Here is a 26,439-nt window from a genome sequence, read left to right as displayed (position 1 = left end):
ATTAGAGGTTTATATGGATCGGATCGAACTCGAATTGTACTTGAACAATACCCTTGAAACCGCGCGCTTCAAGGACTATTGCCCGAACGGCCTGCAGGTCGAGGGGCGCCGCAAGATCGAGAAGATCGTCACCGGCGTGACGGCGTCGGTTGCGCTGCTCGAAGCGGCGCTCGAATGGGGGGCGGATGCGGTGCTCGTCCACCACGGGTACTTCTGGCGCAACGAAGCGCCGCAGATCACCGGCCGCAAGTACCAGCGCCTGAAACTGCTGCTCGCGAACGACCTGAACCTGTTCGCGTTCCACCTGCCGCTCGACGCGCATCCCGAGTTCGGCAATAACGCGCAGCTCGGCCAGAAGCTCGGGCTGATCGGCGAACAGCGGTTCGGCGACGGCGATCTCGGCTGGATGGCCACGCTGCCGATGCCGGTCACGCTCGAGCACTTCGTCGCCAAGGTCGAGAACACCGTTGGCCGCACGCCGCTCGTGCTCGGCGATCCCGACATGCAGCTGCGCCGCATCGCGTGGTGCACGGGCGCCGCGCAGAGTTACTTCGACGCAGCGATCGACGCGGGCGCCGACGTGTTCCTGACCGGCGAGGTGTCGGAATCGGTCACGCACGCATCGGCCGAGAGCGGCGTCGCATTCGTTGCGGCGGGGCACCATGCGACCGAACGTTACGGAATTCAGGCACTTGGCCGCCACTTGTCGGAAGAATTCGATATCGAGCACCTTTTTATCGATATTCATAATCCGGTCTGACAGCCGGATTTGCGGCGGCGCATCGAAATTTCTCAATGTAGCGTCTGCTTAAAAGCGAAATGATTTAATTGCTCCGATAGTGGGGGAAAACCCTTGACTATCAATTACTTCGAAGGGATTTTCGTCTCCGGGCCTTGTAAATGGCGGCTCCATTCGAGCAAACTAGCGGCGGAATGGAAAGTCGTGACGGAAAATCCAACTCAGAAGTGGGGCGTGTGATGCGAGACAAGGAAGAGAAACGCGTCGACAGCGGCCGCCGTACCTGGCTGATTGCGACATCCGTAGCAGGTGGCGTGGGAGGCGTAGCCACCGTCATACCTTTCGCGGCGTCGCTTGCGCCGTCCGCGAAAGCGAAAGCGGCCGGTGCGCCGGTCGAAGTCGACATCAGCGGCCTGAAGCCCGGCGAGATGGTGACCGTGCCGTGGCGCGGCAAGCCGGTCTGGATCCTGAACCGCACCGACGACATGCTGGCCGACGTCGTCAAGGCCGACAAGGAAGTGGCCGATCCGACCACGAAATCTCCGTATTCGATGCCGTTGCCCGCGTATTGCGCGAACGAATATCGCGCGCGGGCCGATCGCAAGAACATTCTCGTCGTGATGGCCGTATGTACGCACCTCGGCTGCACGCCTAGTCAACGCTTCACGCCGGGTCCGCAGCCGAACCTGCCGGACGACTGGCCGGGCGGTTTCCTGTGCCCGTGTCACGGTTCGACCTACGACCTCGCCGGCCGCGTGTTCAAGAACAAGCCGGCGCCTCAGAATCTCGACATCCCGCCCTACATGTTCACGTCGGCGACGACCCTCGTGATCGGCAAGGACGAGAAAGGAGAAGCGTGATGGCAGTCGACAACAAGGAAGTCTCCACGACAGGTGTCACCGGCTGGATCGACCAGCGCTTCCCGCTCACGTCGACCTGGAAAAAGCACGTTTCCGAGTACTACGCGCCGAAGAACTTCAACTTCTGGTACTTCTTCGGTTCGCTCGCGCTGCTGGTGCTCGTCAACCAGATCGTCACGGGCATCTTCCTGACGATGAACTACAAGCCCGACTCCCTGCTCGCATTCGCGTCGGTCGAGTACATCATGCGCGAAGTGCCCTGGGGCTGGCTGATCCGCTACATGCACTCGACCGGGGCGTCGATGTTCTTCGTCGTCGTCTACCTGCACATGTTCCGCGGGCTGATGTACGGGTCGTACCGGAAGCCGCGCGAGCTCGTGTGGATTTTCGGTTGCGCGATCTTTCTGTGCCTGATGGCAGAAGCGTTCTTCGGTTACCTGCTGCCGTGGGGCCAGATGTCGTTCTGGGGCGCGCAGGTGATCGTGAACCTGTTCTCGGCGATTCCATTCGTCGGTCCGGACCTGTCGTTGTGGATCCGCGGCGACTACGTCGTGTCCGACGTTACGCTGAACCGCTTCTTCGCATTCCACGTGATCGCGATTCCGCTCGTGCTGGTCGGCCTCGTCGTCGCGCATCTGGTCGCGCTGCATGAAGTGGGGTCGAACAACCCGGACGGCATCGAGATCAAGGCAAAGAAGGACGCGAACGGCAATCCGCTCGACGGCATCCCGTTCCATCCGTACTACTCGGTGCACGACTTCTTCGGCGTTTGCGTGTTCCTGATGGTGTTCGCGGTGATCGTGTTCTTCGCGCCGGAGATGGGCGGTTACTTCCTCGAGTCGAACAACTTCGTGCCGGCGAACCCGCTGCAGACACCGCCTGAGATCGCGCCGGTGTGGTACTTCACCGCGTTCTACGCGATGCTGCGCGCGACCACCGATCCGTTCAAGATCGTGCTGATGATCGTGATCGCGCTGCTGGGGGTGCTCGCGCTGATTCGCGCGCGCGGCAAGTGGAAGATCGGCCTGCCCGTGCTGGCCGCGGCGATCGTCGTGTTCATGTTCCTGACGGAATCGAAGTTCTGGGGTGTCGTGGTGATGGGCTCGGCGGTGATCACGCTGTTCTTCCTGCCGTGGCTCGACCGCAGCCCGGTGAAGTCGATCCGCTACCGGCCGTTGTTCCACAAGGTGTTCCTCGGGATCTTCGTGGCGGCGTTCCTGACCCTCGCGTTCCTCGGCACACGGCCGCCGTCGCCGGCCGCGACGCTGATTGCGCAGGGTTGCGCGCTGATCTACTTCGCGTTCTTCCTCGGCATGCCCGTCTGGACGCCGCTTGGCACGTTCAAGCAGCCGCCGGAACGGGTGCGCTTCAAGCCCCATTAACGTGAGCGAGGAGAGAACGACATGAAGAAACTGCTTTCGACGCTCGCGCTGATCGGGGCGACGGCCGTGGCGCTGCTGGCGGCGCCGGCCGTGCGCGCGGAAGGTCATTTTCCGCTCGACCGGGCGCCCGATAACACGGAAAATCTCGTTTCGCTTCAGCACGGCGCGCAATTGTTTGTAAACTATTGCCTGAACTGCCACAGCGCGAACCTGATGCGCTACAACCGTCTGACGGATCTGGGCATATCCCAGAAGGAGATCGAAAAGAATCTCCTGTTCACGACCGACAAGGTCGGGAACACGATGTCCGTCGCGATGCGGCCCGAAGACGCGAAGAACTGGCTCGGCACCACGCCGCCCGACCTGTCGGTCGAGGAGCGGGCGCGCGGTCGCGACTGGCTGTACACGTATCTGCGCAGTTTCTATCGCGACGATACGCGGCCGACCGGATGGAACAACGCGGTGTTCGAGAACGTCGGCATGCCCCACGTATTGTGGCAACTGCAGGGGCAGCGCACCGCCAAATTCGAAGACAAGACGGACGAGGAGACGGGCGAGAAGGTTCACACGCTCGTCGGCTTCCAGCAGGTCACGCCGGGCACGTTATCGTCGCCCGACTACGATGCTGCGGTGGCCGACCTGGTGGCCTATATGACGTGGATGTCCGAGCCGGCCCAGCAGACCCGCAAACGCCTCGGCGTGTGGGTGCTGGTCTTTCTCGGTGTCCTGACTTTCCTGGCCTGGCGGCTCAATGCCGCGTACTGGAAAGATATCAAGTAAACACGCCTGACCGGCGTGGGGCCGGCGCAAGGTGGAACCCGTGAAAGGGGTTGCGCCGCGTGCCGGCCCTCGGCTTTTTTGAGGAAACGCAAATATGATGGTTCTGTATTCCGGCACAACTTGCCCGTTCTCCCAGCGTTGCCGGCTGGTGCTGTTCGAGAAGGGCATGGACTTCGAGATCCGCGACGTCGACCTGTTCAACAAGCCGGAAGACATCTCGGTGATGAACCCGTACGGTCAGGTGCCGATTCTGGTCGAGCGCGACCTGATCTTGTATGAATCGAACATCATCAACGAATACATCGACGAGCGCTTCCCGCATCCGCAACTGATGCCGGCTGATCCGGTGCAGCGCGCGCGCGCGCGCCTGTTCCTGCTCAATTTCGAGAAGGAACTGTTCGTTCACGTCAGCACGCTCGAGAACGAGAAGGGCAAGGCCGCCGAGAAGAACCACGAGAAGGCGCGCCTGGCGATCCGCGATCGCCTGACGCAGCTCGCGCCGATCTTCGTGAAGAACAAGTACATGCTCGGCGAGGAGTTCTCGATGCTCGACGTCGCGATTGCGCCGCTGCTGTGGCGTCTCGATCACTACGGGATCGAGCTGTCGAAGAACGCTGCGCCGCTGATGAAGTACGCCGAGCGAATCTTCAGCCGTCCGGCGTATATCGAAGCACTGACGCCGTCCGAAAAGGTCATGCGTCGTTGATGGTGCAATGAGTGCACGACGGAGCGGGCGGCGCGGCATGCCGCGTGCCCGCTCCGGGTTCGAGGATTGTGATGCAAGAGATTTCAACGAAGCCTTATCTGCTGCGCGCGCTGTACGAGTGGTGCACCGATAACGGCTACACGCCGCATATCGCGGTGAGGGTCGACAACTCGACGCGCGTGCCGCGACAGTTCGTGCGTGACGGCGAGATCGTGCTCAACATCAGCTTCGAGGCGACGAGCCAGCTGCAGATGGGCAACGAGTGGATCGAGTTCACTGCCCGGTTCTCCGGGAAGGCGCACAAGATCGAGATTCCGGTCGCAAACGTGCTCGCGATCTATGCGCGGGAGAACGGGCAGGGAATGGCGTTCCAGGTCGATGCGGTGGCGGGCGAGGGTGCGGATTCGGGGGCGTTCGAAGACGAAGCCGAGCACGCGGAAGATGCGCCGCGCGATGAGTCGCCTGCCGTGTTGACGCCGGTCGCCGATGGCGGCGCGAACGAGGAGCCGTCCGAAGGTGCCGACGAACCGCCGAAAACCGATGGCGACGGCTCGAAAGGTGGCAGCAGACCTCGCCTCAAGATCGTGAAATGAGGTAGAATCTCGCGCTTACGCCGGCTTAGCTCATCTGGTAGAGCAGTTGATTTGTAATCATCAGGTGGCGGGTTCGAGTCCTGCAGCCGGCACCAATAAAATCAAGGGGTTACGCGATTTTTTCGTGTAACCCCTTGTTCGTTTTTGTGTCCGTGTAACCGCTGTGTAACCGGATTCGGTCAGCGAAGATCCATCTCGATCACCGGGATACGGTAGGCTACGGCCCTTGCCACTACTGCAACTGCCGAGGATGAGCGCCGACGTTCAGAAAAAACGCAGTCAATCAGCCCACAAACGAGTGAAGTTTCTTGAGCGGGTCGAATACTACATAAATAAGCGCCCATACTGGACGCCAGCAGAAGGGGTCTTGTTGGTCACGGGCGTCATCCCGCCTTCCGACAGATGCACGGAGATCCCCGGCGAGGGAAGCGATGTACGCCAGCTCGATGACCCCGATTTGCCCGCGACCCCGCGTCAATTGCAGTTCGCGAGTCGATTGCTGGACGAATATCGCGATGATGCACGTGGCGGGCTCATGCCCCTTGATGAGATCGTATCGGACGAATTCCTGAAGTGGTGCAACGCTACTGGCGAAGCCTCTTGGAATGTTCCCAAGCTGCTGGAGTTTATGCGGCATATTTACCCTCCCGGCTCTAACCAGCACCCTTTCGCGGTCTCCGTAGACGACGAGTTGGCTGCTTTGAGATTATTAGCCACAGCAGAGGAGGAGCAAAAAACTCAATCTGCGTCACAGGCAGATGTCGCAGTGCAACCGACGTCTAACCATGGTCGGCGTGTCTCCCTCTTGGGGAAAAAAAGACTACACGATCTGGATCATTTAATTGCGGCAGCCATTACGGCGGCGGCCTCTGATGCCACCAAGGAAGTATGGCTACAGCTCAAGGGGATGGCGCTGGATGAGGTCCCTCCATTCACTGGTCGCATCGAGCAGTACCAGACCAAGAAGGCGACCGTATCTGCCCTTATCTATAAAGCCAATACCGTACAGAAAGACGGAACCATGATGGGCCGCCTGACTGAAGATGCGCTTGGCGCTCGGTTGCGTAGGCTGCGCGAAAAGCAAAAGGGCTAAAACTCACGAAGGATTCCGACGGTAGCCGTCGATAAGCGACGGTTACCGTCGCTCTGGTTCAGCACCTGCTTCTCGAGTCGGATCATGGCGTTACGTTGATCGCATTTGATCAACGTGGCGCACAGGCCCGCATTCCGGCCGACGAGGAACAGAGATGTCCAATACTCAAAATCGTTCAGCCGAACACACCGCATATCCGTGGCAAACCAAGACGTTTGCCGCGCACAACCATATCGAAGAGCAGACCGCCCGCAAGCGCTACTGCCAGACGGGCAGCTACTTCGGTGTCGTGCCGCAGAAGCATGCGAACGGCCGTCTTCGCTGGCCTGCCGTGATCGTTACCAAGCGCGATGGTGTAGTGGCTGCCTATGACGCATTTGTCAACATCAGCAATAGCGAGGTGGCGCAATGATTGGCATCGCCACCGACAAAGTCTACATGGTAGTTCTCCTCGATGGACAGGAGGCCGCGTGATGTCCGGCAATTCTGTTCCGCTACACGCGCTATCGAGGAAGCAACGTGCTTTGGTCGAGGCAGTGGCTCGCACCGCTACGTTCGCTACGATGTTCGCAGGCGTTATTGATACACATACCGCGAACGCTGTTGCTCCATGCGCCAAAGCCAAATGGAACGGTCGGCTAATCGGGCTTGCCGCCTACATTGGAATGGGTGGTGCCTCAGGCGTTGGAAAGTCTCCAGCAGCGGAGCCGTCCATGAATCACCGCCGCGCCCTCATTGCCGCACACGATACGGAGACGCTCGCTGCGTGGCAGGAACACAAAGGCCGCATGACGGCGTGGCACGCCGAGTATGCGGGCACCCAGAGGGCAATTGGCAAGCTAGCGAGCAAGGGACTTCCCTCTAACGATGCCTTTGCCAGTCGGTTGGTCGAGCTTGAACAAAGTCGTCCCAAAGCCCCGCCGTCACCGCCTCGCACCCTTGAACGGTTTACGTTTGTTGCCGTGAAAGAGCAGACAGATCAGAACCGGGCGCTTTTGATTGCCCCGGATGAGGGCAGTGCCTTCTTGCCCGAGTTGGGGAAGGACTTGATCGGTTTGCTGTGTTCGAGCTGGAGTGGCATCCCGATCAGTTTCTCGCGTCGCGGCACAGGCGTAACGATGGTCGATCCGAAGATTACGATGGCCGTGCCAATTCAGCCAGACCGACTCCTAGCCTTTTTGCGCACACCCCAGGGAAGGCATGCACTCGAAATTGGCCTGTTTGCCTGTTGATTTCCACCGAATCTTGACCCACCGTTTTCATCTAAATCTGACCCACCCCGAGACAGCGTAGTACATCTATTCCGGTGTGGATAACTCCTCACTGCCTGCTGCTTTTGCTGCTCTCTTTCTGGTTGTCTTCGCCTTGGCAGAACTGGACTTGAAGCGCCAGGATTCATTGCCCGTTTCGACGATGTGGCAGTGATGGGTGACGCGGTCCAGCAGCGCCGTCGTCATCTTTGCGTCCCCGAACACGGTCGCCCACTCGCCGAAGCTGAGGTTGGTGGTGATCACGACACTCGTGTGTTCATACAGCTTCGAGAGCAAGTGGAACAGCAATGCGCCACCGGTCTGGCTGAACGGCAGGTAGCCCAGTTCGTCGAGGATCACCAGGTCGACGTACATCAGCTTATGGGCGATCTGGCCTTGTTTTCCGATGGACTTCTCCTGCTCCAGTGCGTTGGTCAGCTCGACGGTCGAGAAGTAACGCACGCGCTTGCCGTGGCGCTGCACGGCCTCAATTCCGATCGCTGAGGCGAGGTGCGTTTTGCCGGTGCCGGGGCCACCGATGAACACGACGTTGTGTGCGCCTGCGAGGAACGACAGGTCACTGAGTTCTCGAACCAGCGCTTCGTCGACGTGTGCCTGCGCGAAGTCGAAGCCCTTCAGGTCGCGGTGAGCCGGGAAGCGAGCGGCGGTCATCTGGTAGGCGATCGAGCGCACCTGTCGCTCCGCCGTCTCAGCCATCAGCAGTTGCTTCATGAAGCGCTCCGGGGCGAACTCCGTGTGACGCGACTGCGCCAGCAGCTCTGGCCAGGTGCTCGCCATACCATGCAGTTTGAGCCCCTTGAGTTGGGCGGCGATGTCGTTAGACATGACGGTCCTCCGGTGGGTTGGCGCGCAGGGTTTCGTAGCGGCTCACGTCGGCGGCCGGCTCTTCGGTAAGCTGGAGTTTCGTCGTCGCGAGGTTGGTGCTCGTGGTGGGTGCCTTCAACCGGCTCAGCACGTTCAGAACGTGCTCCCCACTGGGGCGTCCCGAGTCCAGCGCTGCCTGCACGGCAAGCAGCACGGCATCGAGTCCGTGTTCGCGCACCGCGGCGAGCACCTGCGTCATGATGCGATCGCCTCCCGGGTGCTTCAGTAGGTGCCGCTGCAACTGCTGCAGCGGCTGTGGCATCGTGACGAACGGAGCGCCGTTGCGCAACGCGCCGGGTTTGCGCTCAACCAGCGTGATGTAATGGCGCCAGTCGTAGAAGGTCATGTGCCGCTCGAAGCTGCGTTCGTGGCGTGCGATCTCCTGGGCGTCGGCGACGACGCTGAGATATGCCGGATAGCAGCGCACGCTCACCAGCTGGTTCGTGTACTCGGTGGGCACGCTGTAGCGGTTGCGCTGGAAGTGGATGAGGCTGGTCGACGACACCCGCAGCGTCTGCTCGACATAGCCGTCGAACGGGCGTGGATTGGGCATCAGCCTGGTGCGCTCGTCCTGCAGCACGTCCTCGACCGTCAGCTCGGGCCACTGCGGGTGCCGCATCTGCCAGGCCTGACGACACTGGCCCGCGACCCATTCGTTCAGAAGCTCCAGCGTTTCCCAGCGTCGTAGCGCAGCCTCGTGCCAGATCTGGCGGCGCCGGTCCTGCACGTTCTTCTCAACGATGCCCTTCTCCCAGCCGGCGGCACGGTTGCAGAATTCCGGCTCGAACAGGTAATGGCCGCACATTGCCTCGAAGCGGGCGTTGACCGCGCGCTCCTTGCCGCGGCCGACCTTGTCCACGGCGGTCTTCATGTTGTCGTAGATGCCGCGGCGCGGCACGCCGCCGAACGCGGCGAATGCGCGGGCGTGCGCATCGAACAGCATCTCGTGACTCTGGGTCGGATAGGCGACCAGCCAGAACGCCCGGCTGGCATTGAGCTTGACGTGGGCGACCTCCAGGCGTCGCCGCAACCCGCCGATGAAGGCGTATTCGCAGCTCCAGTCAAACTGGAAGGCTTCGCCGGGTTCGAAGGCCAGCGGTACATAGGCCTTCCTGCGCGGTGCTGCAGCCTGCTCCTCGTGCCAGCGTCTCACGAAGGCGCTGACGCGGCCGTAGCTGCCGGCATAGCCCTCGCCGCGGATGGCCTCGAACATGAACCGGGCCGTGCGCCGGTCACGCTTCGGGCGATGACTGTCTGCCCGCAGCCAGCCCGTCAGTTGCGCGGCCCACTCGTCGACGACGCTCGGGCTGACGCGCTTCGGGTACTTCGGCTCAACGGCATCCGTCTGCCGAAGCCAGCTGCGCACCGTGTTCCGGGACAGGCCCGTGCGCCTCGCAATCTCGCGCAGCGGGACCTTCTCGCGGAAATACATCCGCCTGATCTTGGCCAATATGCCCACCGTGATCACCTCTGTATCCCCTGCTCAAAGATTGAGCAGGGCATTCAATCACGTGGGTCAAAATTCGATGAAAACTACAGCCTCAGGTGGGTCAGTTCTGCGTGGACATCAACAGATCGACTTCTGCGCAGACGCATCGGACTGGTACACGCTGTTCATCCCGGCGGCCGAGCTGGCTGTGAACGCGTTCACAGACATCCGCAAGCAGGAAGACATCCTGATTCGACTTTTGGCCGACTACACCGACCGCTTCTATAAGGCACTGAAGACAGGCTACGAGGGACAGTTCTACGACGTCACACACATTGACGAAGACCACGGCTCGATGCTCAAGGTCTACCAGTTCGAGATCGAGAACAGCGACGATGGGCTGGAGTACCAGAAGAAGCTCGAAGTGCTGAAGAAACTCGTGGCCGACGGCAAGATCGGCGAGGCAAGCAAGTGGAACGCGCCGCACATGGTCGCTATCATTTGTGGACAAGGATCACTGCCAATCCAAGAACGTGCAGGACCTTGCCTCGAATGAAGGAACGTGGTCCGCGCCGCGCCGTTCAGTAAGCTTTGTCGTGCAAGCGATGAAGCGCTGGAGCGGACAACGTTCAGGGGGAGGCGCGGCGATTCTCGGGACCGAGAGAATCGGACGGTAGCCAAAAAGAGGAACCCATGTTGTCGAGGGTTCCTCGGTGCCTACAGGCTGTATTAGGTTTGGAGTTCCCAGGGTTTTGTGGACGATCTGTTTCCCCGTCGGGCCTCAGCGAGTCATTGCGTGGGCGTATCGCGGCGCGAAGCTTGCGGGACTCGAACTGCGCTACCACAGGCTTTTGTTGGTATTTCTGTTGGTACCGGAACAGTTTGGGGGCATTTCTGGGGGCATGAGGGAGCAGACATGCCGCCTGGCACTGGCGGCATAGTTGCTCTCGAGCTTAAAGAACGGCTTCGAGCCCTTTCCTGTCAATCAGGTTCAGCAGCTTTTGCGAAGGTCCGCTCGGTCGTTTGTCGCCGATCTCCCACTTACGCACCGTCGATGAACTGGTGTTGAGCGCGGCCGCAAGCACTGCCTGGCTCAAATGAAATCGGGCGCGCAACGCGCGAATTTTCGCGGCATCGTATTCCGGCACGGGTTCGAGGCAGAGTGCCTCGTACTTCTGCATCTTCCGCTTGTCGATAAAACCGAGGCGATGCAGATCGGCCGCCGTTTCATGAACGGCACCAAGGATCGCGCTCTTGGCTTTAGCTTTGGTCGCCATGACAAATCTCCTGTAGCGTTCCGTCGGCCACCGCAAGGTCGAGTTGGCCGGACGTTCTGGCAAGCAAATCGGCAGCAAGACTCTGCAAGGCATCGAGTTCGCTGTCACTGATATTCGAGCGTTCGTTTTTCTCGAATCCGAACACAAAGAACCAGCGGGTTCCCTTGTTCGTTGCAAGGAGCGTTCTGGCCCCGCCACGCTTGCCGCGCCCGGAAAGGCCAATCCGCTTCTTCACGACACCGCCCCCAAGGTCGGCATCAATCAGCCCGGCAATCATTTCCTCGACCGCCTCGCACAAGGCCGCATCCGTCAGCCTGGACTTGCGCATCCAGCGCTGGAAGTGCCGGGTTTTGAACACTCTCTTCATTTTGGTATTATGCCACTTGGTGGCATAGTTTCAAGATTGGGTTGAATCGAATTCGATGCCAGCCTGCTCCAGCATCCACGCCTCGATGCGGGTGTGCCACTGGCGTAGCAAGTCGAGCGGTCGTCGGCGGTAGTGCTTCTCGGCCAGTGCGCTAGGCTTGTGTCCCTGAATTTGAGCCACGACACCGGCGGGAACCTCCAGCCACTCGGCCAGTGTGCCGAAAGAACGGCGCAAACCCTGTAGCGTCACGTGGGGTAGGCCCGCTTGTTCGATGGCGGTCCCGTGGGCATAGCGCGGTTCCTCGATATGGCCGCTTTCCGATGCGCTGCTCGGGAATACCCATGGCGAAGGTTGCCAGGGCGTGCCTGCCGCTGTCATGTCCTTCCGTTGTGCGACGCTCGGCGGTGTCTCGTTGATGCGCTTCAGTTCCAGCAGGAGCGATCGGAAATAGGGCGTCAGCGGGATGGTGCGGGTGCCTTCGATCTTGTCGCGCAGCTTTATCTTGTTCCAGCGCAAATCGACGTTTTCCCACCGCAGTTCCGCGAGTTCTTCGCGGCGTGGGCCGGTGATGAGAACCCCTTGCAGGTAGGCGGACGCCACGGGGTTGGGTAGCGCGCGTACTGCCTTAAACCATGCCGGCAATTGCTCGCGCTCCAGGCAGTCGCCTTCGGGCGTTTTCGTACTGGGCAGCAGGGCCGTGACCTTGGGAGACGAATGGCAGTCGTCCGGCAACAATCCCTTGAGTTTCGTTTGACCCTCGCACCAACCGGCAAAGGCCTTAAACATGCGGTAGGCGTAGGCGATGCTGGTCGGGCGTTCGGCAACCTCGTCTTCCATCCAACTGGCGATCGTGTCGCCAGTCATGTCGGACAGCTTCCGCGGCATGAGCGGATACAGCGGGCCTTGGCTGGTCAGCCCCTTTCCTCGCTTCTTTTTCTCGCCGCCGGGGGCGGCCAATTTGCGGTGGTCCTCGATGTACTGCGCGCTGCGCGGGCGCTTTGTTTTCGGGGAGGGTTTCGTTTCAAGCTCGATCAGGTAAGCCGCCCATGCGTCGGCAAAGGTCACGTTTTTGCGCTCGGCTTCGGCTTTTCGCGTCGCTACCACGGCACGCTGCTCGGCAGCGTGTTCGCGCGGGTCGATGCCTTCGTCGACGAGGCGCTGCAGACGGCGCGCTTCCTCCTGTGCCTGGTCGATGTTCCAGCTTCTGGGGTCGCCTATCGTGACGCGGACGGCGTCCCCGTTGAGCTTCGCCTGGAAGATGTACGCCTTCGCCCCTGCCTTGGTTGCACGCAAGCCGAGACCGGGAGCCTTGCTGTCCCAGATGAATGCCTGCGATTTGCCGGCAGGGCACTTATGCGCTTCTACGCGTCCTGCCGTGAAATTGACCTTCGCCACCGTTGCCACCCTCGGAAAGGGTTACATGGACATTCCATGTAACCGCTGTGTAACCCGATTCTGGGACTTTGAGGGCGTCTGTGTCAACGTTAGAAGATGACGAACTTCCTTGTGTGCCTTATATTTACCGGGTTTTAGGCGATTTTCGGTTCTTTGATCAACGTCGATAAATGTCGCGTCTTGATGATTTGTAATCATCAGGTGGCGGGTTCGAGTCCTGCAGCCGCACCAAACACCGAAAAGCGGGCCCCAAAGATGAGGCCCCTTTTTTTGTACCGCAAGAATGCTGGCTCTGCGCTGCCGAGTCGAGGCCGCTACGCTCCAACGCTCGCGCGAAGCTCCTGCCAGCGATCCCCGCTCGACCGCCATAAACTTCGAGCACCGGCGTTCGACGTGAATCAACGGCACGTCAGCTGTTTTCGCCCATCGTCAGGATGATCTTTCCCACGTTCACGGCCGACTCCATCCGTCGATGTGCAGCCGCGGCATCGGCGAGAGGAAACACGCTGTCGACGACCGGTTCCAGGCCCGCCCCTCCCGTAAAGCGGTCCAGCCAATGTTCGCGAAACCGCCGAACCATCTCGTGTTTCTCGCGTTGGTCGCGCGACTTCATCACCGTGCCGATGATTTGCAGATGACGGTACAGGATCTGTTCAAGACCAACGTTCACGTCACCGCCGCCGCCGAGTATCCCCACCTGCACCAGTCGGCCGCCGTTTGCCAATGACGCGACATTCCGGGAAAAATACGGCTCGCCCACAAAGTCGATGACAACGTCGACGCCACGTTTGTCCGTCCTGCTCGCGACGATTTCCGCAAAATCCTGCGTCTTGTAGTCGATTGGATGGTCCACGCCGAGTTGAACGATCCGTTCCAGCTTCGAAGCCTCGGCGGTCGCGAATATCGTCGCACCGGTTGCGTAGGCCAGTTGGACCGCTGCAGAACCCACCCCGCCCGCCGCTGCGTGAATGAGCACCGAATCGCCTCGCTGCAAGCGGCCAAGATGCAACAACGCTTCGTGCGCCGTGACGAAGACTTCCGGTATTGCCGCCGCGTGCACGTAGTCGATCGTTGCCGGAATGGGCATCGCCATTCGCCAGTCAATGCGTGCGAGTTCTGCGTAGGCTCCGCCGCCCACCACGCCCATTACACGATCGCCGACCTTGTAACCCTGAACGGAAGGTCCGGTTTCGATCACCTCGCCGGCGATTTCAAGCCCCATGATGGACGAGTCGCCGAAGTTCGGCCGACCGTATCCGCCGCGCCGATGCGTAAGATCCGCGCGATTCACACCTGCGGCATGGACGCGTACCAGCAGATCGTCCGGGCGAACCTCGGGTGCGTGGACCTCGGCGAGCCGGAGAACGTCGGCCTCGCCGAATTCGTCGAATGTGATGGCTTTCATTTGCAATCTTCCTGCTTCGTGAATGAATGGACCGCGCGCTCGTCGGACCGGGATTGGGCGCCAAGCGCTTCCTGCGCCGCCGCTGATGCCGAGATGGCCGCGGGAAACCCCGCATAGAACGCAAGGTGGGTGATTGCCGCTGCGAGTTCTTCGCGCGTTACGCCGTTCGTCAACGCACGGTGCAGATGCGCCGGCAACTCGTCGAGATGGCCTCCCGCGATCAGCGCGGCGACGGTCACGAGGCTGCGGTCGCGCGGTGACAGCGCGGGATCGCTCCAGATCCGCGGATAGAGCGTATCGTCGACGAATGCCGAGAGCTTCGGCGTGAACGCACGCGCGGCCTCGCGCGGACTGTCGAAATGCGTATGAGACATGGCGGTTCCCCTTCAAGCCTGGCTGATGAACTTGTGCGTGAGGTAGTACTCGATGCCCTCGGTGCCGCCTTCCGAGCCGTGGCCGCTTTCCTTCATGCCGCCGAACGGCAGTTCTGTCGAAACGATGCGGTACTGGTTGATGCCGATCATGCCGGCTTCGAGACCGTCTGCGACATCGATGGCCGTGCGTGCGCTGCTCGTGAACGCATAGGCTGAGAGGCCGTAGGGCAACCGGTTCGCCTCGGCGAGCCCGTCGGCCAGCGCATCGAAACGCATCAGCACCGCGATCGGGCCGAACGGTTCTTCGTGCATCACGCGGGCGTCCTGCGGTACGTCGGCGAGGACCGTTGGTTCGAAGAAATACCCTTCGAGCGCGATGCGCTTGCCGCCGGCAAGCACCCTTGCGCCACGCTTCACCGCATCGGCGATGAGTTCCTCCATCTTCGCAAGCTGTCTCGGATTTGCCAGCGGCCCGACCTGCGTGCCCGCATCCATGCCGTCCCCGACCTTGAGCGCGTTGGCCGCACGCACGAAGTGGCCGACAAACTCGTCGTAGACTTCACGCTGGATCAGGAAGCGTGTCGACGAGATGCAGATCTGGCCCGTACCGCGAAAGCGATTCGCGGCGCCTTCTACTGCGGCCTTTTCGACATCCGCATCGTTGAATACGAGGACGGGCCCGTGGCCGCCCAGCTCCAGCGTGATGGGTTTGACGCCTTCGGCTGCGCGTGCCGACAGCAGACGGCCGATCGGCACCGAGCCCGTGAACGTCACCTTCCGGATGACCGGCGAAGCGATCAACTGTTTCGACACCTGGTCGGGCACGCCGAATACGACCTGAAGCACGCCCTTCGGCAAACCTGCCTCGTCCAGTGCGCGCGCCAGCGCAAGCGCCGTTGCGGGGCTTTCCTCGCCCGGTTTGATGATCACGCTGCAGCCGGCGGCGAGCGCGGCGGAGAGCTTGCGCGCCGGGGTGATTGCCGGAAAATTCCACGGCGTGAATGCGGCGACGGGCCCGATCGCCTGTTTCTTCACGAGCTGTTGCACACCCGGGCGGTTGGACGGCACCACGCGGCCGTCGATGCGACGTGCCTCTTCGGCGAACCATTCGAAGTAGTCTGCCGCACGCAGGACTTCGTCGCGGCTTTCGGCCAGCGGCTTGCCTTCCTCGAGCGTCATGACCGTGGCGATATGCTCGGCACGCTCGCGCATCAGCTCCGCCGCGCGTTTCAAAATGCGCGCGCGTTCGGCCGGCACGGTCGTGCGCCAGACGTCGAACGCCTGTGCAGCGGCCTGTAGCGCGCGATCCAGATCAGCTGCCGTAGCCAGCGGGACGCGTCCGATCTCGCGTTGTGTGGCCGGGTTGATCACCGGCGCCGTTTCGCGTTCGCTCGCACCGATCCACTCGCCATCGATGAAAAGATGAAGTGCGTCGTAATTGATGTTCATGATAGTGACCTCTATGGTTAGGATTGCGATTCAATAAGTGTTCGCCGCGAGCCGGATAACGGAACCTGCGCGACAGCGTGTCCGGGTGATCCGCCATGTCGGGCCGGGATCCGGTCTGAAGCTTCCTGGTTCTGGCTGCCTGACTTCGGAACCAAGTCTAGGCGGGAAGCGGGCGGCAACTTAGAGGGGCCGGAAAGAATGAATCTTGTCGCTGGAGAGAAAATCCCGCCGCCGACGTGAAGGCGGATTGAAAGATGCGCAAAAACGACACGAGGCCGCGCGCTGACTGCATGAAACGGGGGCCGGCTCTATGATCACAGGCTCGCGCGGGCCGGAAATGCGGCGATTCGACGAATAATTCAGAGCCAGGTGTGTAATGGACAAGGTCTATACCATGTCGGTGTTTGCGAAAGTGGTCGAGATGGGCAGCTTCACGGCCGTCGCAAACCACCTCGATACGACTGTCGGCAACATTTCCCGAGCGGTCTCGGTACTCGAGGACAATCTCAACACGCGGTTGTTGCAGCGCTCGACGCGACGGCTCGTGGTCACCGATGCGGGGCGACGTTTTTACGAGCGCAGCGTGGCGATCCTCTCCGACATCGACCGGGCAGAAGCGGAAGCCCGCGATGCGCTGCTGGAGCCGCGAGGGCTACTGCGCGTGCACGCCGTGCCGGGATTAGGCCGTCAGCTTGTTACTCAAGCCGTGCTTGCGTATCGGAACGCATATCCGGAAGTGTCGGTTGAGCTCATGCTGTCGCAGCGGATGCCGAATCTGCTCGAAGAGCAACTCGACGTGGCGGTCGTGATTGCGCGCACGCTGCCGGACTCGGCGTACGTGAGCCAGAAGATCGGCGCGAGCCATTGCATTCTGGCGGCCTCGCCCGATTATCTGGCGCGGCATCCGGCTCCGGAATGTGTGGAGGATCTCGTCGATCACACGTGTGTGCTGCTGAGCACGGTCGATTACGCACCGGACGAGTGGCATTTGCAAGGCAGGACCGGCGACGCGGTGTATCGCCCGACGGGATCGCACTTCAGTATCAACGACATGGATGCGATGTCCACCGTGCTGCGCGAGGGTGCGGGAATCGGGCTGATCGCGGCCTTCTCGGCAATCGACGATTTGCGTAAAGGATCGCTGGTTCGCGTCCTGCCCGAGTTTCACACCGCTCAGCGCAACGTATATGCGGTGTATTCGTCGCGTCAGTTCGTCGACGCGAAAATCAAGCGGTTCATCGACGTACTGAACGCGCGGGTAGGTGACCAGCTCAATGCGTATGCGCAAGAGCTCGGCATCGCGGTTGCATGACGGGCTTCCCGGGCGACATGGCCGGCGAAGGTATTCGATTTGCCAGCACGCCGATCAACCCGGCGACTTTACCGGCGGCGCGCCGCGTACGTAGCGGGCCGTCATGCCGGGGCCGCTGCGGCCGCTACGCGTGCACCATAATCGTCCCCGTTTTGCTGTCACGCCGGCGTCACGCGGCATCGCTAACGTTGCACACTCCCGTCGCGGCAGCACCTTCGCGATCGGGGCGCGTGTGACCGCATGCAACGCCGTGCCCGCGTCCTGCAACGGTCACCCGGGATCTCGCTCCCGCCCACGCATCGGCTATTGCCTCGCACCGATTCCATTCGAAAACACGATCGACGCCGATTGAACCGCTCGCGGACGATCAGGAGACAAGGACCATGTTGAGTCCGCACGAATTCTCGATGCTGCTGCGCATTGCGCGCGCGCCTGACAGTGTCGACCTCGCGAACCCGGCATTTGCCGTGCTCGTCGAAAAACGGCTGGTCGACGATACGCAGGTACGCGTGAATGCGGTTGCAGCGCGCCCGGCGCTCACACCGATCGGGCAGATGCTGCTTGCTCGCTTCGACGAGGCGGCTTGATCGAAACGGAAAAGAGAGAGCAGCCCGGGAAAATCCGGCAGCTGCGCGTCACGCCTTCGCCGCAGCGAAGAACGTGACGCACTGCACGCGCAATGAACGCGCGGCGAACCGCTTACTGCGCGACCGGCACGGTCACGTCGCTTCCGAACCAGTGCATCGAGATCTTTTTCAGCGTGCCTTCCTTGCGGAGTGAATCGAGCGCATCGTTGATCGCCTTCTCGAACTTCGGATTGCCTTTGCGGAACGGGATCGCCATCTCCTGCTTGCCGCCGTTCAGCACCGCACCCGAGCGCAGCGGCAGGTTCGACGTCTTGATCATGTACGGCAGCATCAGGCGATCGTCGAGCGTCGCTTCGATCCGGCCCGCGGCGAGATCACGCAGTTTTTCCGGTGCGCCCGGATACGTCTGCACCTCGATGCCCGGCACGCTGCGCGCCATCTGGTCGTAGTTGGTGCCGAGCGTCACGCCGAGCTTCTTCCCCTTGAAGTCCTCGAGCGACTTGAAGTTGCGCGTGTCGTCCTTGCGCTGAATCAGCTGCGCGGCCGAATACGTGTACGGCTCGCTGAAGTCGAGCGCCTCCTTGCGTTGCGGCGTGATCGTCACCTGGTTGACGATCACGTCGAACTTGCCGGCTTGCAACCCCGCGATGATGCCGCTCCACTCGGTCGGCACGAACTGCGTCTTCACACCGAGCTTGCCGGCCACCGCATTCGCGACGTCGACATCGAAGCCCTCGAGCTGACCTGACGTGCCGCGCGAGTTGAACGGCGGATACGTGCCTTCGAGACCGACGCGCAGCACGCCGGCTTTTTTCACCGAGTCAAGCAAGTCTTCCGCGTGCGCGGCGACGGCCGTAAAACCGAGAGCCGACGCGAGCAGCAGGCCCGTCAGCAGGAACTTCGAACGTTTCATCGTGGATCTCCAGTGGTTCAGTGTGGTGTTTGGGCGCCGGGCATCAGCGCGCCCGGGCCGGAATGCGGGCACGTAGACACTACTCGCAACCGCGCCGCGCCGGAAGTCGAATTGGCCCTGATTGCAATTGATTCCCGGCGGAGGCCGCGCAAGCTGCGCGAAGGCGATGAATGTGCGCCCGTGTGTTCCACCGCTTGTTCGGCATACGCTTAAAAATACTCTTTTAAACCAGGTCGTTTTTCCGATTCACGCAGTAATTTGTCTGTAAAACCGCGCGAGCGAAATCGCTCACCGCGCCATCCGAGGGCGCGTCAAAAGAAGAAAAGGCCGTAGCCATGAACATGCAGAACACAATTGCCGCATTGCGCGGCGGGTTGCTTCAGCAGGACCGGCTGTTGAAGCTCGACACCCCGTTGGGCGCGAACGTGCTGACCGTACAGCGCGCAGTCGGCCGCTCGCGCATCGGGCGAGCGTACGAATTCACGCTCGACGTGCTGTCGACCGACGTCCAACTGGAGCTCAAAAAGCTGATCGCGCAGCCGGTCACGTTGTGGATTCAGCAGGGCGATCGCAGCTACCGCCCAGTGAACGGCTACGTGCACACCGCGCGGCGCCTCGGCGCCGACGGGGCGCGCACGACCTATCAGCTGACGTTCGCCGATTTCACCCATTTCCTGAAGTTCTGCCGCCACCAGAGAATCTGGAACGACACGTCCGTCGACCAGATCATCAGCGACGTGCTGAACCAGCATCCGCAGGCGCGCGGACAATTCCGCTTCGCGCTGTCGACGCCGCTGCGGAGCCGTTCGTACACGCGGCAGCACGACACCGACTGGCATTTCGTGCACCGGCTGATGGAAAGCGAGGGCCTTTACACGACGTGGCAGCAGGCCGACGGCGGCAAGTCGCATACGCTCGTGATCGCCGATAACCTGCAGGCGTTTGCGCCGACGTCTTTCAGTACGCGGAAAATCCGACCGGCTGGATTGATCCACTTGGACTTGCACGTTGTCCCACATCCAGAGCGGCGCGCCGGGAAGCAATGAGGGCAAGCAGGCATTCCGACGAGCCAACAACCAATCGGTCAGTCAAGAAATGCCTCCGGCTTGGAGTATCGATACGAGGTGAAACCGACCGACACTGACCACGGAGCCGGCGTCGAGCATCCGGAATTGGCATAATCACGCCTCGCCGACCGGAGTGCTGCCACACAGGCACGACGCGCGCCGTCACTATCGCGTATACGCATCGCTTCAAGTCCAGTTCTCACCGCAACACCCATGTCGACCGTCACCCCGACCACCGCGTCGCTGAAACACATCCTCGAACACCCGGGAGACTTCTCCGGATGGCTTTGCATGCCGCCGATGCCGTGGACGCTCGAGACAGTGGGCGAGTTCACCGACGCCGCCGCCCGCGCCGAAAGCACCGCACCACCTGCAACCGCGCCACACCCCGGCTGGCGCGTCACCTTGAACAGCACGACGATCGAAGACATCGTGATCAACGCGCATGACCAGGTCGACGAACCGAGCGTCGCGCAACTGCTCGACGCATTCGTGTTCTACGTCGACAACGAAGAATTCATTCTGCTCTGACGACGCACGTCGCGTGCCACAGCAAAAAAGGACCGCCAGGCGGTCCTTTTTCATGCAGCGTCAACGTCGGAACGAAGCGCAGCGCTCAAGGCAACGAAATCGTCAAATTCGCCGACTCCGGGCCCACCTTGATCACCTGCGAATAAGGCGCCAACGCCTGCAACGTCTTGTCCTTCAGATACGTATTGAGCCCGAGGTACCCGAGCAGCGCTACCAGCGCAAACACTGCCCCGATCGCCCACACCGGCACCTCTCGCTTCAGCCGGTGTGCGATCTGATCCGGCAGCGGCCAATGCGGCGCAAACGCGGCGCGCTTGCCCTTCATGTGCGCGATCTCGTCGCCGAGCCGCGCGGTCAGATACGCGAGCTTCTCCGGCCCCTCGAGCAGATACTTGCCCTGGAAGCCGAGCAGCAGGCACATGTGAAACACCTCGAGCGACTGCAACCGCGCCGCGCCCTGCGCGCGACATTCCTCGAGATACTGGAAGAACTTCTCGCCCGCGAGTTGCTCGCCGAACAGCACGAGCTGCAGCGGCCGGCGCTCCCAGTCGGTGCGGATCTTGAACTGCGACGACAGCACCATCTCATCGACCGCCGCGCAATAGGCGAACTTCGCGCCGTATACGTCCTCGGCAGCGATGTTCAGCTTCTTCGCGCCGCGCTCGAAATCCGACAGGAATTCCTGGATCTTCGTGCTGAATTCACTCGCGCTGTCCGGCTCGCGGCCGTTCTTGAGCAGGAACAACATGAAGAACCCGTCGTACAGCAGATCGAGCAGCGAACGAGCCTGGAACGCGGCATCGGTGGACGCCGGCGTATGAAGAGGGGCCGGCGTGTTGTCGCCGAACAGGGAAGGCGCGTAGCTCATGATGTGACCGCGATCAGTTCGAATTTCAGGTCATTGATGCCAGTCGGCGCATAGATCATCGCCGACTGGGCCTGCAGCATGCGCTCGTACAGCGCGCCGCGCGAATCAAGCTGGAAATAGCATGCACCCGGCCGCACGGGAATCGCGGGCGGCACCTGCGGCGTGTACGACAGCCGCACGCCGGGCATCGCCGACAGCACGAGCTTGTCGACGTCGTCGGGCGCGCCGACCTTGAAGCGGGCCGGCACCGCATCGACAAGCTCGACGCTCGGCATGTCCGCGGACACCGCCAGGTAGAACTCGGTCTTGTCGTCGATCTTGCCGGAGTCGAGGCGGCCGAGGTGGAACGACGGACGCACCTCGTCGAGCGTGATCGCGAAGTAGCGCGTCGAGATCACGGTGTCGAGCAGCTCGCGCAGCATCCCGTCGAGACGCGCGAAGCTCGGCCCCGGATCATCATGGCGGTACACGGGCAGGTCGGCGAGCGTGTAGCCCTTCGAGAACGTCATCAACTGCCCGGCGAGGCGCAGCAACTCCTGGAACAGCCGCTCCGGATGCAGCGCCGCGTGCTGGTGCAGATGCGCGAGGGTGGCGAATGCGGCGTTCGCGGTGTGCAGCAGCCAGAACGACGCGATGTCGCCCGAGCGGAACTCGATGATGTTCTTCGACGGCTCGCGGTGAAAACCATACAGCGCGTTGACCTTCGCCTGCAGCGCATCGACGAGCTGGCGCAGCCGCTGATGAAGAATCGGCGACGCCTCGATCGCGAGGCACGGCGGCACGAAGTTGTCGTCGATTTCGAAGCCGGACGTCGCGGTGCGGCGCACGCGCACGAGCGGCACGGACAGCAGCTGGTCGCGCGGCTCGCTGTGCGCGATCAGCTTGACCTGCGTCTTCAGGAACGTGATGTCGGCTTCGGCGGCGTCAGTGAAGTTGTCGGCGACGCTCGTCTGTTCGCTGACGAAACGCGTCGTGAAGCCGGCGGCCGGATCGTCGCTGTAGTTGGTGCCGTTCTCGCGCAGCGGGTGCAGCGCAAGGTAGAACACGAACTCGCCGATGCCGTCGGGCAGCGTGTCAAGCGCGATCGGCGGCGGCAGCTCGTCGGCCTGCGGCGCGGCATACAGCGCGCCGTCCGGAAACACGAGCGCGAGTTCGGCCACGCGCAGCACGTTGCTGCCTAGCGCATCGCGGTCGATGCGCACCGAACGCACGCCCCAGTTGTACGGCTGGATCGCCTGGATCGATTCGAACAGGCGAGCCTCGTGGTAGGCGTCCTGCCGCTGGAAGTGTTGAGGCCGGAGGAACAGCCCTTCCCCCCAAAGCACCTTGGCCGAATAACTCATGTCAAATCCGGTTAATGTGGCGTTGTGATGTAATCGATTTGGTCGTGCCCGAATTTAATCGCCAATTTGTTAACTCTTGTTAATTGACATTCGTGCGTCATGCTTAACCGCAAGTGACCGACGACAGCATATTCAGCGGTTGCGAAGGCGCGCCCTGTTGCGGTGCGATGACTGAGCCGCCGGTGACGGTCATCGCGCAATTGTGCAGGCCGATGATTATGCCGGATTTCTCCGACTTCGCCGGGTCGAACGTCAGTTTCCATCGCTGGATGGCGGGATCGCGGAACAGCGCAACGATGCCGAATGCCTGCGCTTCGCGTGAAACCTTTTCGGTGGCCGTATAGCGCTGCCCGGGAATCAGCGTGATTTCACGTACGTTCAGCAAATCGGCGCCCAGCGCGGCCTTTTCCTTGGTCGGATCGGTGAATGCGTCGAACGGCGCCTGCTGGAACGACGTCGGGTCCTTCAGCGCGTAGAGTCTCACCACTAATGCAAGCGGCTTGTGATCGTTCGCGGCGTTCAGGTTGGGCGCGGCGGCGAGCGTGAGCCCGATGTTGCGCGGCGGCTTCTGCGCATCGGGCAACTCGGGCTTGCCGACGCCGGCCGCTTGCATTACGGCGCTCGCGGCGGAACCGAGCAACGGGGCGGCCGCGCATCCGGCCAGAAGCGCGCAGGCAACGAGCGGCAGCGCAAAGCGAATCATTGACGATCTCATCGTGTTTCCGGCGTGCCGCCTTTAACTCCCCTGTCAAAACTGCCGGGTATTTCCGCGTCGGCGGTGGCGCCCGGCCTATCTGCCGTTCAAATATTAAGCAGCGTGCTCCGCGCCGAGCCCCGGAAATTTTTTCCGCGAGGCGGCCGATGCGCTCGGCGCCAAGTAAAACTTGCACATTCCGGTCGCGGGAAAAGCGGCCGCCAAGCGGCTTCGAGACGCGTTTCGACGGGGTAGCGCACGGTTTTAAAAGGAATTACTCTGCACGCAGCGATTGAATTATGAAAAATTGATCGGTACTATACCCGCGCGCTTCTTGCAAAGCAAAAGAACCAGATTCTCAACGATTTTAATACTCACGCGCCGGTGGATATAACGATGAAAGACCGTCTCTTCGCAAAACTTTCTGGGGTAGTGCTGGCTTGCGGCGTGATCGCCGGTTGTGCGAGCCAGCCGCCGGCGCCGACTGCCGAGGTGTTCAACAAGTCGCTGGCCGATGCGGACGCCGTCGCGAAGGCGGGTGACCAGGACAAGGCGCTCGGCCTGTACCAGCAGCTCGCGAAGTCGGACCCGACGCGCGAGGAACCGTGGTCGCGCATCGCGCAGATCCAGTTTGCACAGAATCACTATGGCCAGGCGATCGTCGCCGCGCAGGAAGCGCTGCAGCGCGATGCGACGGACCGCCAGGCGAAGAGCGTGCTCGCCGTCGCCGGCCTGCGGATCGCGACGCAGTCGCTCGGCGAGCTGCGCCAGGATGCATCGCTGGCAGGCGACGCGAAGTCGGACGCGCAGGCGCTCGCGAAGCAGCTGCGCGACACGCTCGGCGAGTCGGCGCTGTTCCCGCCCGAGCAGCGCGCGGTGAAGACGCGCACGGCGCGCCGCCCGGTTCATCGTCCGAAGACGAGCGCGGCACCGGCCGCAGAAGCGGCAACGACCGCGCCGACGCCGGCAGCCCCGCCGCAGGCAGCGGCGCCGCAAAAGGGTGGCGCCGACCCGTTCAGCGCGCTGCGCTGACCCGAACGCAACTGACGCGATAACCACAACTAACCTGGGAGCCGTCGAGATGGCCAAGAAAGAAAGCATTCAGAAGAGCTTGCAGAAAATACGGCCGCCGCGCGTCCAGCTGACCTACGAGGTCGAGAAGGGCGATGCGATCGAGGTGAAGGAGCTGCCGTTCGTCGTCGGGGTCGTCGGCGATCTGGCGGGCCAGTCGGAAGTCGAGCAGCCGAAGCTGCGCGACCGCAAGTTCGTCAACATCGACCGCGACAACTTCGACGACGTGATGAAGGCGATCGAGCCGCGCGCCGCGTTCCAGGTGGAAAACCGCCTGAGCCCGGAAGGCGGCAAGTTCGCGGTCGACCTGAAGTTCCGTTCGCTGTCGGATTTCAGCCCGGACGAAGTCGTCGAACAGGTCGAGCCGCTGCGCCGCCTGCTCGAGGCGCGCGCGAAGCTCGCCGACCTGCGCAACAAGCTCGCGGGCAACGACAAGCTCGAGGACCTGCTGTCCGAGGTGCTGAAGAACACGCAGCAGCTGCAGGAGCTCGCAAAGGGCACGGGCGGCGACAAAGACGGCGAATGACGACGGAGTGTTGAGATGAACCAGCAAACGGCTGCGGCCCAAGCGAGCGGCGCGGAATACGCCGCCGGGACTTCGCTGCTCGACGAGATCGTCGAGAAGAGCAAGGTCGCGAAATCCGATTCCGAGCATGCGCGCGCCAAGGACCTGATCGGCGAGCTCGTGCATCAGGTGCTCGACGGCACGGTCATCGTGTCGGACAACCTGTCGGCAACGATCGACGCGCGCGTCGCGGAACTCGACCGCCTGATCTCCACGCAGCTGTCCGCGGTGATGCACGCGCCGGAATTCCAGCGCCTGGAAAGCACGTGGCGCGGCCTCGATTACCTGGTCAAGGAAAGCAACACCGGCCAGACGATCAAGATCAAGGCGCTTCACGCACCGAAGCGCGACCTCGTGCGCGACTTCAAGGGTGCGAGCGAGTTCGACCAGAGCGCGCTGTTCAAGAAGGTCTACGAAGAGGAATTCGGCACGTTCGGCGGCTCGCCGTTCGGTGCGCTGATCGGCGATTACGAGATCTCGCGCCAGCCGGAAGACATGTATTTCATCGAGCAGATGTCGCGCGTCGCGGCGGCCGCGCACGCGCCGTTCATCGCGTCGGCGTCGCCGGAACTGCTCGGGCTCGAATCGTTCGCCGATCTCGGCAAGCCGCGCGATCTCGGCAAGGTGTTCGATACGGTTGAGTACGCGAAGTGGAAGTCGTTCCGCGATTCCGAGGATTCGCGCTACGTCGGCCTGACGCTGCCGCGCTTCCTCGGCCGCCTGCCGTTCAATCCGAAGGACGGCCAGACGGCGGAACGCTTCAACTTCGTCGAGGACGTCGACGGCACCGACCACGACAAGTACCTGTGGTGCAACGCCGCATGGGCGTTCGCCGCGCGGCTCACGGCCGCATTCGACGACTTCGGCTGGTGCGCGGCGATCCGCGGCGTCGAAGGCGGCGGCCTCGTCGAGGATCTGCCGACCCACACGTTCAAGACCGACGACGGCGAGATCGCGCTGAAGTGCCCGACCGAGATCGCGATCACCGATCGCCGCGAGAAGGAGCTGAGCGACCTCGGCTTCATCCCGCTCGTCCATTGCAAGAACTCAGATTACGCCGCGTTCTTTGCCGCGCAATCGGTGCAGAAACCAAAGAAATACAGCACCGATAGCGCGAACGCGAACGCCGTTCTGTCCGCTCAGCTGCAGTACATCTTCTCGGTATCGCGCGTTGCGCACTACCTGAAGGCGATGATGCGCGACAAGATCGGCAGCTTCGCATCGGCGCAGAACGTGGAAACATTCCTCAACCGGTGGATTTCGCAATACGTGCTGCTCGACGACAACGCGACGCAGGAACAGAAGGCGCAATTTCCGCTGCGCGAGGCTTCCATACAAGTGTCGGAGATTCCGGGCAAGCCGGGCTCGTACCGTTCGGTCGCGTTCCTGCGTCCGCACTTCCAGCTCGACGAACTCTCGATTTCTCTGCGACTTGTCGCTGATCTGCCCAAACCGGCAAATTCATAAGCGAGTAAATCGCCCGGGCGGGCCGCCTGGGTAGGAC

Annotated in this window: 28 protein-coding genes, 1 tRNA gene and 1 pseudogene; 18 read left to right on the top strand and 12 right to left on the bottom strand. The window is 61.8% G+C overall.

The window, feature by feature from the left end:
• The first annotated feature begins 13 nt into the window (after nt 1-13).
• From WK25_RS00505 to WK25_RS29695, 10 genes are all read left to right on the top strand, one after another.
• The gene (locus tag WK25_RS00505; protein WP_040143145.1) at nt 14-760 is read left to right on the top strand and encodes a Nif3-like dinuclear metal center hexameric protein; all 747 of its coding nucleotides are present in this window, start codon (nt 14-16) and stop codon (nt 758-760) included.
• Between the two features lie 218 nt (nt 761-978).
• A complete protein-coding gene (gene petA / locus WK25_RS00500) occupies nt 979-1,599 on the top strand; it encodes a ubiquinol-cytochrome c reductase iron-sulfur subunit (protein WP_040143147.1) in 621 nt (206 codons plus the stop codon).
• Complete coding sequence (locus WK25_RS00495; protein WP_069240805.1) at nt 1,599-2,981, top strand: cytochrome b; 1,383 nt, start codon at nt 1,599-1,601, stop codon at nt 2,979-2,981. The genes petA and WK25_RS00495 overlap by 1 nt, the downstream gene beginning before the upstream one ends.
• A 21-nt stretch (nt 2,982-3,002) precedes the next feature.
• On the top strand, nt 3,003-3,761 hold the full coding sequence (locus tag WK25_RS00490; protein WP_059545429.1) for a cytochrome c1: 759 nt from the start codon (nt 3,003-3,005) through the stop codon (nt 3,759-3,761).
• A 94-nt stretch (nt 3,762-3,855) separates the two neighbouring features.
• Entirely contained in the window at nt 3,856-4,467 is a 612-nt protein-coding gene (locus tag WK25_RS00485; protein WP_006400565.1) for a glutathione S-transferase N-terminal domain-containing protein, read from the top strand.
• A 71-nt stretch (nt 4,468-4,538) separates the two neighbouring features.
• On the top strand, nt 4,539-5,060 hold the full coding sequence (locus tag WK25_RS00480) for a ClpXP protease specificity-enhancing factor (protein ID WP_059545428.1): 522 nt from the start codon (nt 4,539-4,541) through the stop codon (nt 5,058-5,060).
• A gap of 19 nt (nt 5,061-5,079) precedes the next feature.
• Nucleotides 5,080-5,155 (top strand) — tRNA-Thr (locus WK25_RS00475).
• A 155-nt stretch (nt 5,156-5,310) separates the two neighbouring features.
• Nucleotides 5,311-6,153, top strand: a complete 843-nt coding sequence (locus WK25_RS00470; RefSeq protein WP_069240804.1) for a hypothetical protein — start codon at nt 5,311-5,313, stop codon at nt 6,151-6,153.
• 154 nt (nt 6,154-6,307) lie between these two features.
• Nucleotides 6,308-6,565 carry a hypothetical protein gene (locus WK25_RS00465; protein ID WP_069240803.1) on the top strand — a complete coding sequence of 86 codons (258 nt, stop codon included), beginning with the start codon at nt 6,308-6,310 and terminating at the stop codon, nt 6,563-6,565.
• A 301-nt stretch (nt 6,566-6,866) separates the two neighbouring features.
• Nucleotides 6,867-7,385 (top strand): DUF3987 domain-containing protein, encoded by a 519-nt coding sequence (locus WK25_RS29695; RefSeq protein WP_069240802.1) that lies wholly within the window; start codon nt 6,867-6,869, stop codon nt 7,383-7,385.
• 66 nt (nt 7,386-7,451) lie between these two features.
• Here the strand turns inward: WK25_RS29695 and istB are convergent, their stop codons facing one another.
• Complete coding sequence (gene istB, locus WK25_RS00455; protein ID WP_069240801.1) at nt 7,452-8,249, bottom strand: IS21-like element helper ATPase IstB; 798 nt, start codon at nt 8,247-8,249, stop codon at nt 7,452-7,454.
• Nucleotides 8,242-9,720 carry an IS21 family transposase gene (gene istA / locus WK25_RS00450; RefSeq protein WP_249181359.1) on the bottom strand — a complete coding sequence of 493 codons (1,479 nt, stop codon included), beginning with the start codon at nt 9,718-9,720 and terminating at the stop codon, nt 8,242-8,244. The genes istB and istA overlap by 8 nt, the downstream gene beginning before the upstream one ends.
• A 94-nt stretch (nt 9,721-9,814) precedes the next feature.
• Between istA and WK25_RS00445 the strand changes: the two genes are divergently transcribed.
• Nucleotides 9,815-10,273, top strand: a complete 459-nt coding sequence (locus tag WK25_RS00445; protein ID WP_069240800.1) for a hypothetical protein — start codon at nt 9,815-9,817, stop codon at nt 10,271-10,273.
• Between the two features lie 397 nt (nt 10,274-10,670).
• Here the strand turns inward: WK25_RS00445 and WK25_RS00440 are convergent, their stop codons facing one another.
• From WK25_RS00440 to WK25_RS00415, 6 genes are all read right to left on the bottom strand, one after another.
• On the bottom strand, nt 10,671-10,994 hold the full coding sequence (locus tag WK25_RS00440; protein ID WP_009906855.1) for a helix-turn-helix domain-containing protein: 324 nt from the start codon (nt 10,992-10,994) through the stop codon (nt 10,671-10,673).
• Nucleotides 10,978-11,361, bottom strand: coding sequence for a type II toxin-antitoxin system RelE/ParE family toxin (locus WK25_RS00435; protein ID WP_069240799.1), 384 nt, complete (start codon nt 11,359-11,361; stop codon nt 10,978-10,980). The genes WK25_RS00440 and WK25_RS00435 overlap by 17 nt, the downstream gene beginning before the upstream one ends.
• A 30-nt stretch (nt 11,362-11,391) precedes the next feature.
• Nucleotides 11,392-12,756 carry a tyrosine-type recombinase/integrase gene (locus WK25_RS00430; RefSeq protein ID WP_069240798.1) on the bottom strand — a complete coding sequence of 455 codons (1,365 nt, stop codon included), beginning with the start codon at nt 12,754-12,756 and terminating at the stop codon, nt 11,392-11,394.
• A 409-nt stretch (nt 12,757-13,165) separates the two neighbouring features.
• Nucleotides 13,166-14,161, bottom strand: coding sequence for an NAD(P)H-quinone oxidoreductase (locus WK25_RS00425; protein WP_069240797.1), 996 nt, complete (start codon nt 14,159-14,161; stop codon nt 13,166-13,168).
• The gene (locus WK25_RS00420) at nt 14,158-14,535 is read right to left on the bottom strand and encodes a carboxymuconolactone decarboxylase family protein (protein WP_040143172.1); all 378 of its coding nucleotides are present in this window, start codon (nt 14,533-14,535) and stop codon (nt 14,158-14,160) included. Before WK25_RS00420 ends, WK25_RS00425 begins: the two co-directional genes overlap by 4 nt.
• Nucleotides 14,536-14,547: 12 nt before the next feature.
• Nucleotides 14,548-15,984: an NAD-dependent succinate-semialdehyde dehydrogenase gene (locus WK25_RS00415; protein WP_069240796.1), complete on the bottom strand. Its 1,437-nt coding sequence runs from the start codon at nt 15,982-15,984 to the stop codon at nt 14,548-14,550.
• Nucleotides 15,985-16,360: 376 nt separating this feature from the next.
• On the opposite strand from WK25_RS00415, the gene WK25_RS00410 reads away from it, so the two are divergent.
• A complete protein-coding gene (locus WK25_RS00410; RefSeq protein WP_069240795.1) occupies nt 16,361-17,296 on the top strand; it encodes a LysR family transcriptional regulator in 936 nt (311 codons plus the stop codon).
• A gap of 383 nt (nt 17,297-17,679) precedes the next feature.
• On the top strand, nt 17,680-17,883 hold the full coding sequence (locus tag WK25_RS00405) for a hypothetical protein (RefSeq protein WP_040143177.1): 204 nt from the start codon (nt 17,680-17,682) through the stop codon (nt 17,881-17,883).
• A 112-nt stretch (nt 17,884-17,995) separates the two neighbouring features.
• Here the strand turns inward: WK25_RS00405 and WK25_RS00400 are convergent, their stop codons facing one another.
• Nucleotides 17,996-18,796 carry a transporter substrate-binding domain-containing protein gene (locus WK25_RS00400; protein ID WP_040143179.1) on the bottom strand — a complete coding sequence of 267 codons (801 nt, stop codon included), beginning with the start codon at nt 18,794-18,796 and terminating at the stop codon, nt 17,996-17,998.
• Nucleotides 18,797-19,131: 335 nt separating this feature from the next.
• Between WK25_RS00400 and WK25_RS00395 the strand changes: the two are divergent.
• A pseudogene (locus tag WK25_RS00395) lies at nt 19,132-19,782 on the top strand (contractile injection system protein, VgrG/Pvc8 family); the annotation flags it as partial.
• Nucleotides 19,783-20,076: 294 nt separating this feature from the next.
• Nucleotides 20,077-20,394: a DUF7716 domain-containing protein gene (locus tag WK25_RS00390; RefSeq protein ID WP_059545415.1), complete on the top strand. Its 318-nt coding sequence runs from the start codon at nt 20,077-20,079 to the stop codon at nt 20,392-20,394.
• An 85-nt stretch (nt 20,395-20,479) separates the two neighbouring features.
• Here WK25_RS00390 and icmH read toward each other — a convergent pair whose 3' ends face one another.
• From icmH to tssJ, 3 genes are all read right to left on the bottom strand, one after another.
• Complete coding sequence (gene icmH, locus WK25_RS00385; protein WP_059545413.1) at nt 20,480-21,262, bottom strand: type IVB secretion system protein IcmH/DotU; 783 nt, start codon at nt 21,260-21,262, stop codon at nt 20,480-20,482.
• Nucleotides 21,259-22,605 (bottom strand): type VI secretion system baseplate subunit TssK, encoded by a 1,347-nt coding sequence (gene tssK, locus WK25_RS00380; RefSeq protein WP_040143187.1) that lies wholly within the window; start codon nt 22,603-22,605, stop codon nt 21,259-21,261. Before tssK ends, icmH begins: the two co-directional genes overlap by 4 nt.
• A 103-nt stretch (nt 22,606-22,708) precedes the next feature.
• On the bottom strand, nt 22,709-23,320 hold the full coding sequence (gene tssJ, locus WK25_RS00375; protein ID WP_040143189.1) for a type VI secretion system lipoprotein TssJ: 612 nt from the start codon (nt 23,318-23,320) through the stop codon (nt 22,709-22,711).
• Nucleotides 23,321-23,695: 375 nt separating this feature from the next.
• Between tssJ and WK25_RS00370 the strand changes: the two genes are divergently transcribed.
• From WK25_RS00370 to tssC, 3 genes are read left to right on the top strand one after another with little or no spacing between them, the layout of a single operon-like run.
• Nucleotides 23,696-24,331: a tetratricopeptide repeat protein gene (locus tag WK25_RS00370; protein WP_059545411.1), complete on the top strand. Its 636-nt coding sequence runs from the start codon at nt 23,696-23,698 to the stop codon at nt 24,329-24,331.
• Nucleotides 24,332-24,380: 49 nt separating this feature from the next.
• Nucleotides 24,381-24,896: a type VI secretion system contractile sheath small subunit gene (tssB, locus tag WK25_RS00365; protein ID WP_040143193.1), complete on the top strand. Its 516-nt coding sequence runs from the start codon at nt 24,381-24,383 to the stop codon at nt 24,894-24,896.
• Between the two features lie 15 nt (nt 24,897-24,911).
• The gene (tssC, locus tag WK25_RS00360; protein WP_040143195.1) at nt 24,912-26,402 is read left to right on the top strand and encodes a type VI secretion system contractile sheath large subunit; all 1,491 of its coding nucleotides are present in this window, start codon (nt 24,912-24,914) and stop codon (nt 26,400-26,402) included.
• Nucleotides 26,403-26,439: the final 37 nt, after the last annotated feature.

This window comes from Burkholderia latens (assembly GCF_001718795.1).
Lineage (GTDB): Bacteria > Pseudomonadota > Gammaproteobacteria > Burkholderiales > Burkholderiaceae > Burkholderia > Burkholderia latens_A.
Note: the sequence above shows the minus strand (reverse complement) of the source record. Positions and strands in the feature narration are given on the sequence as shown.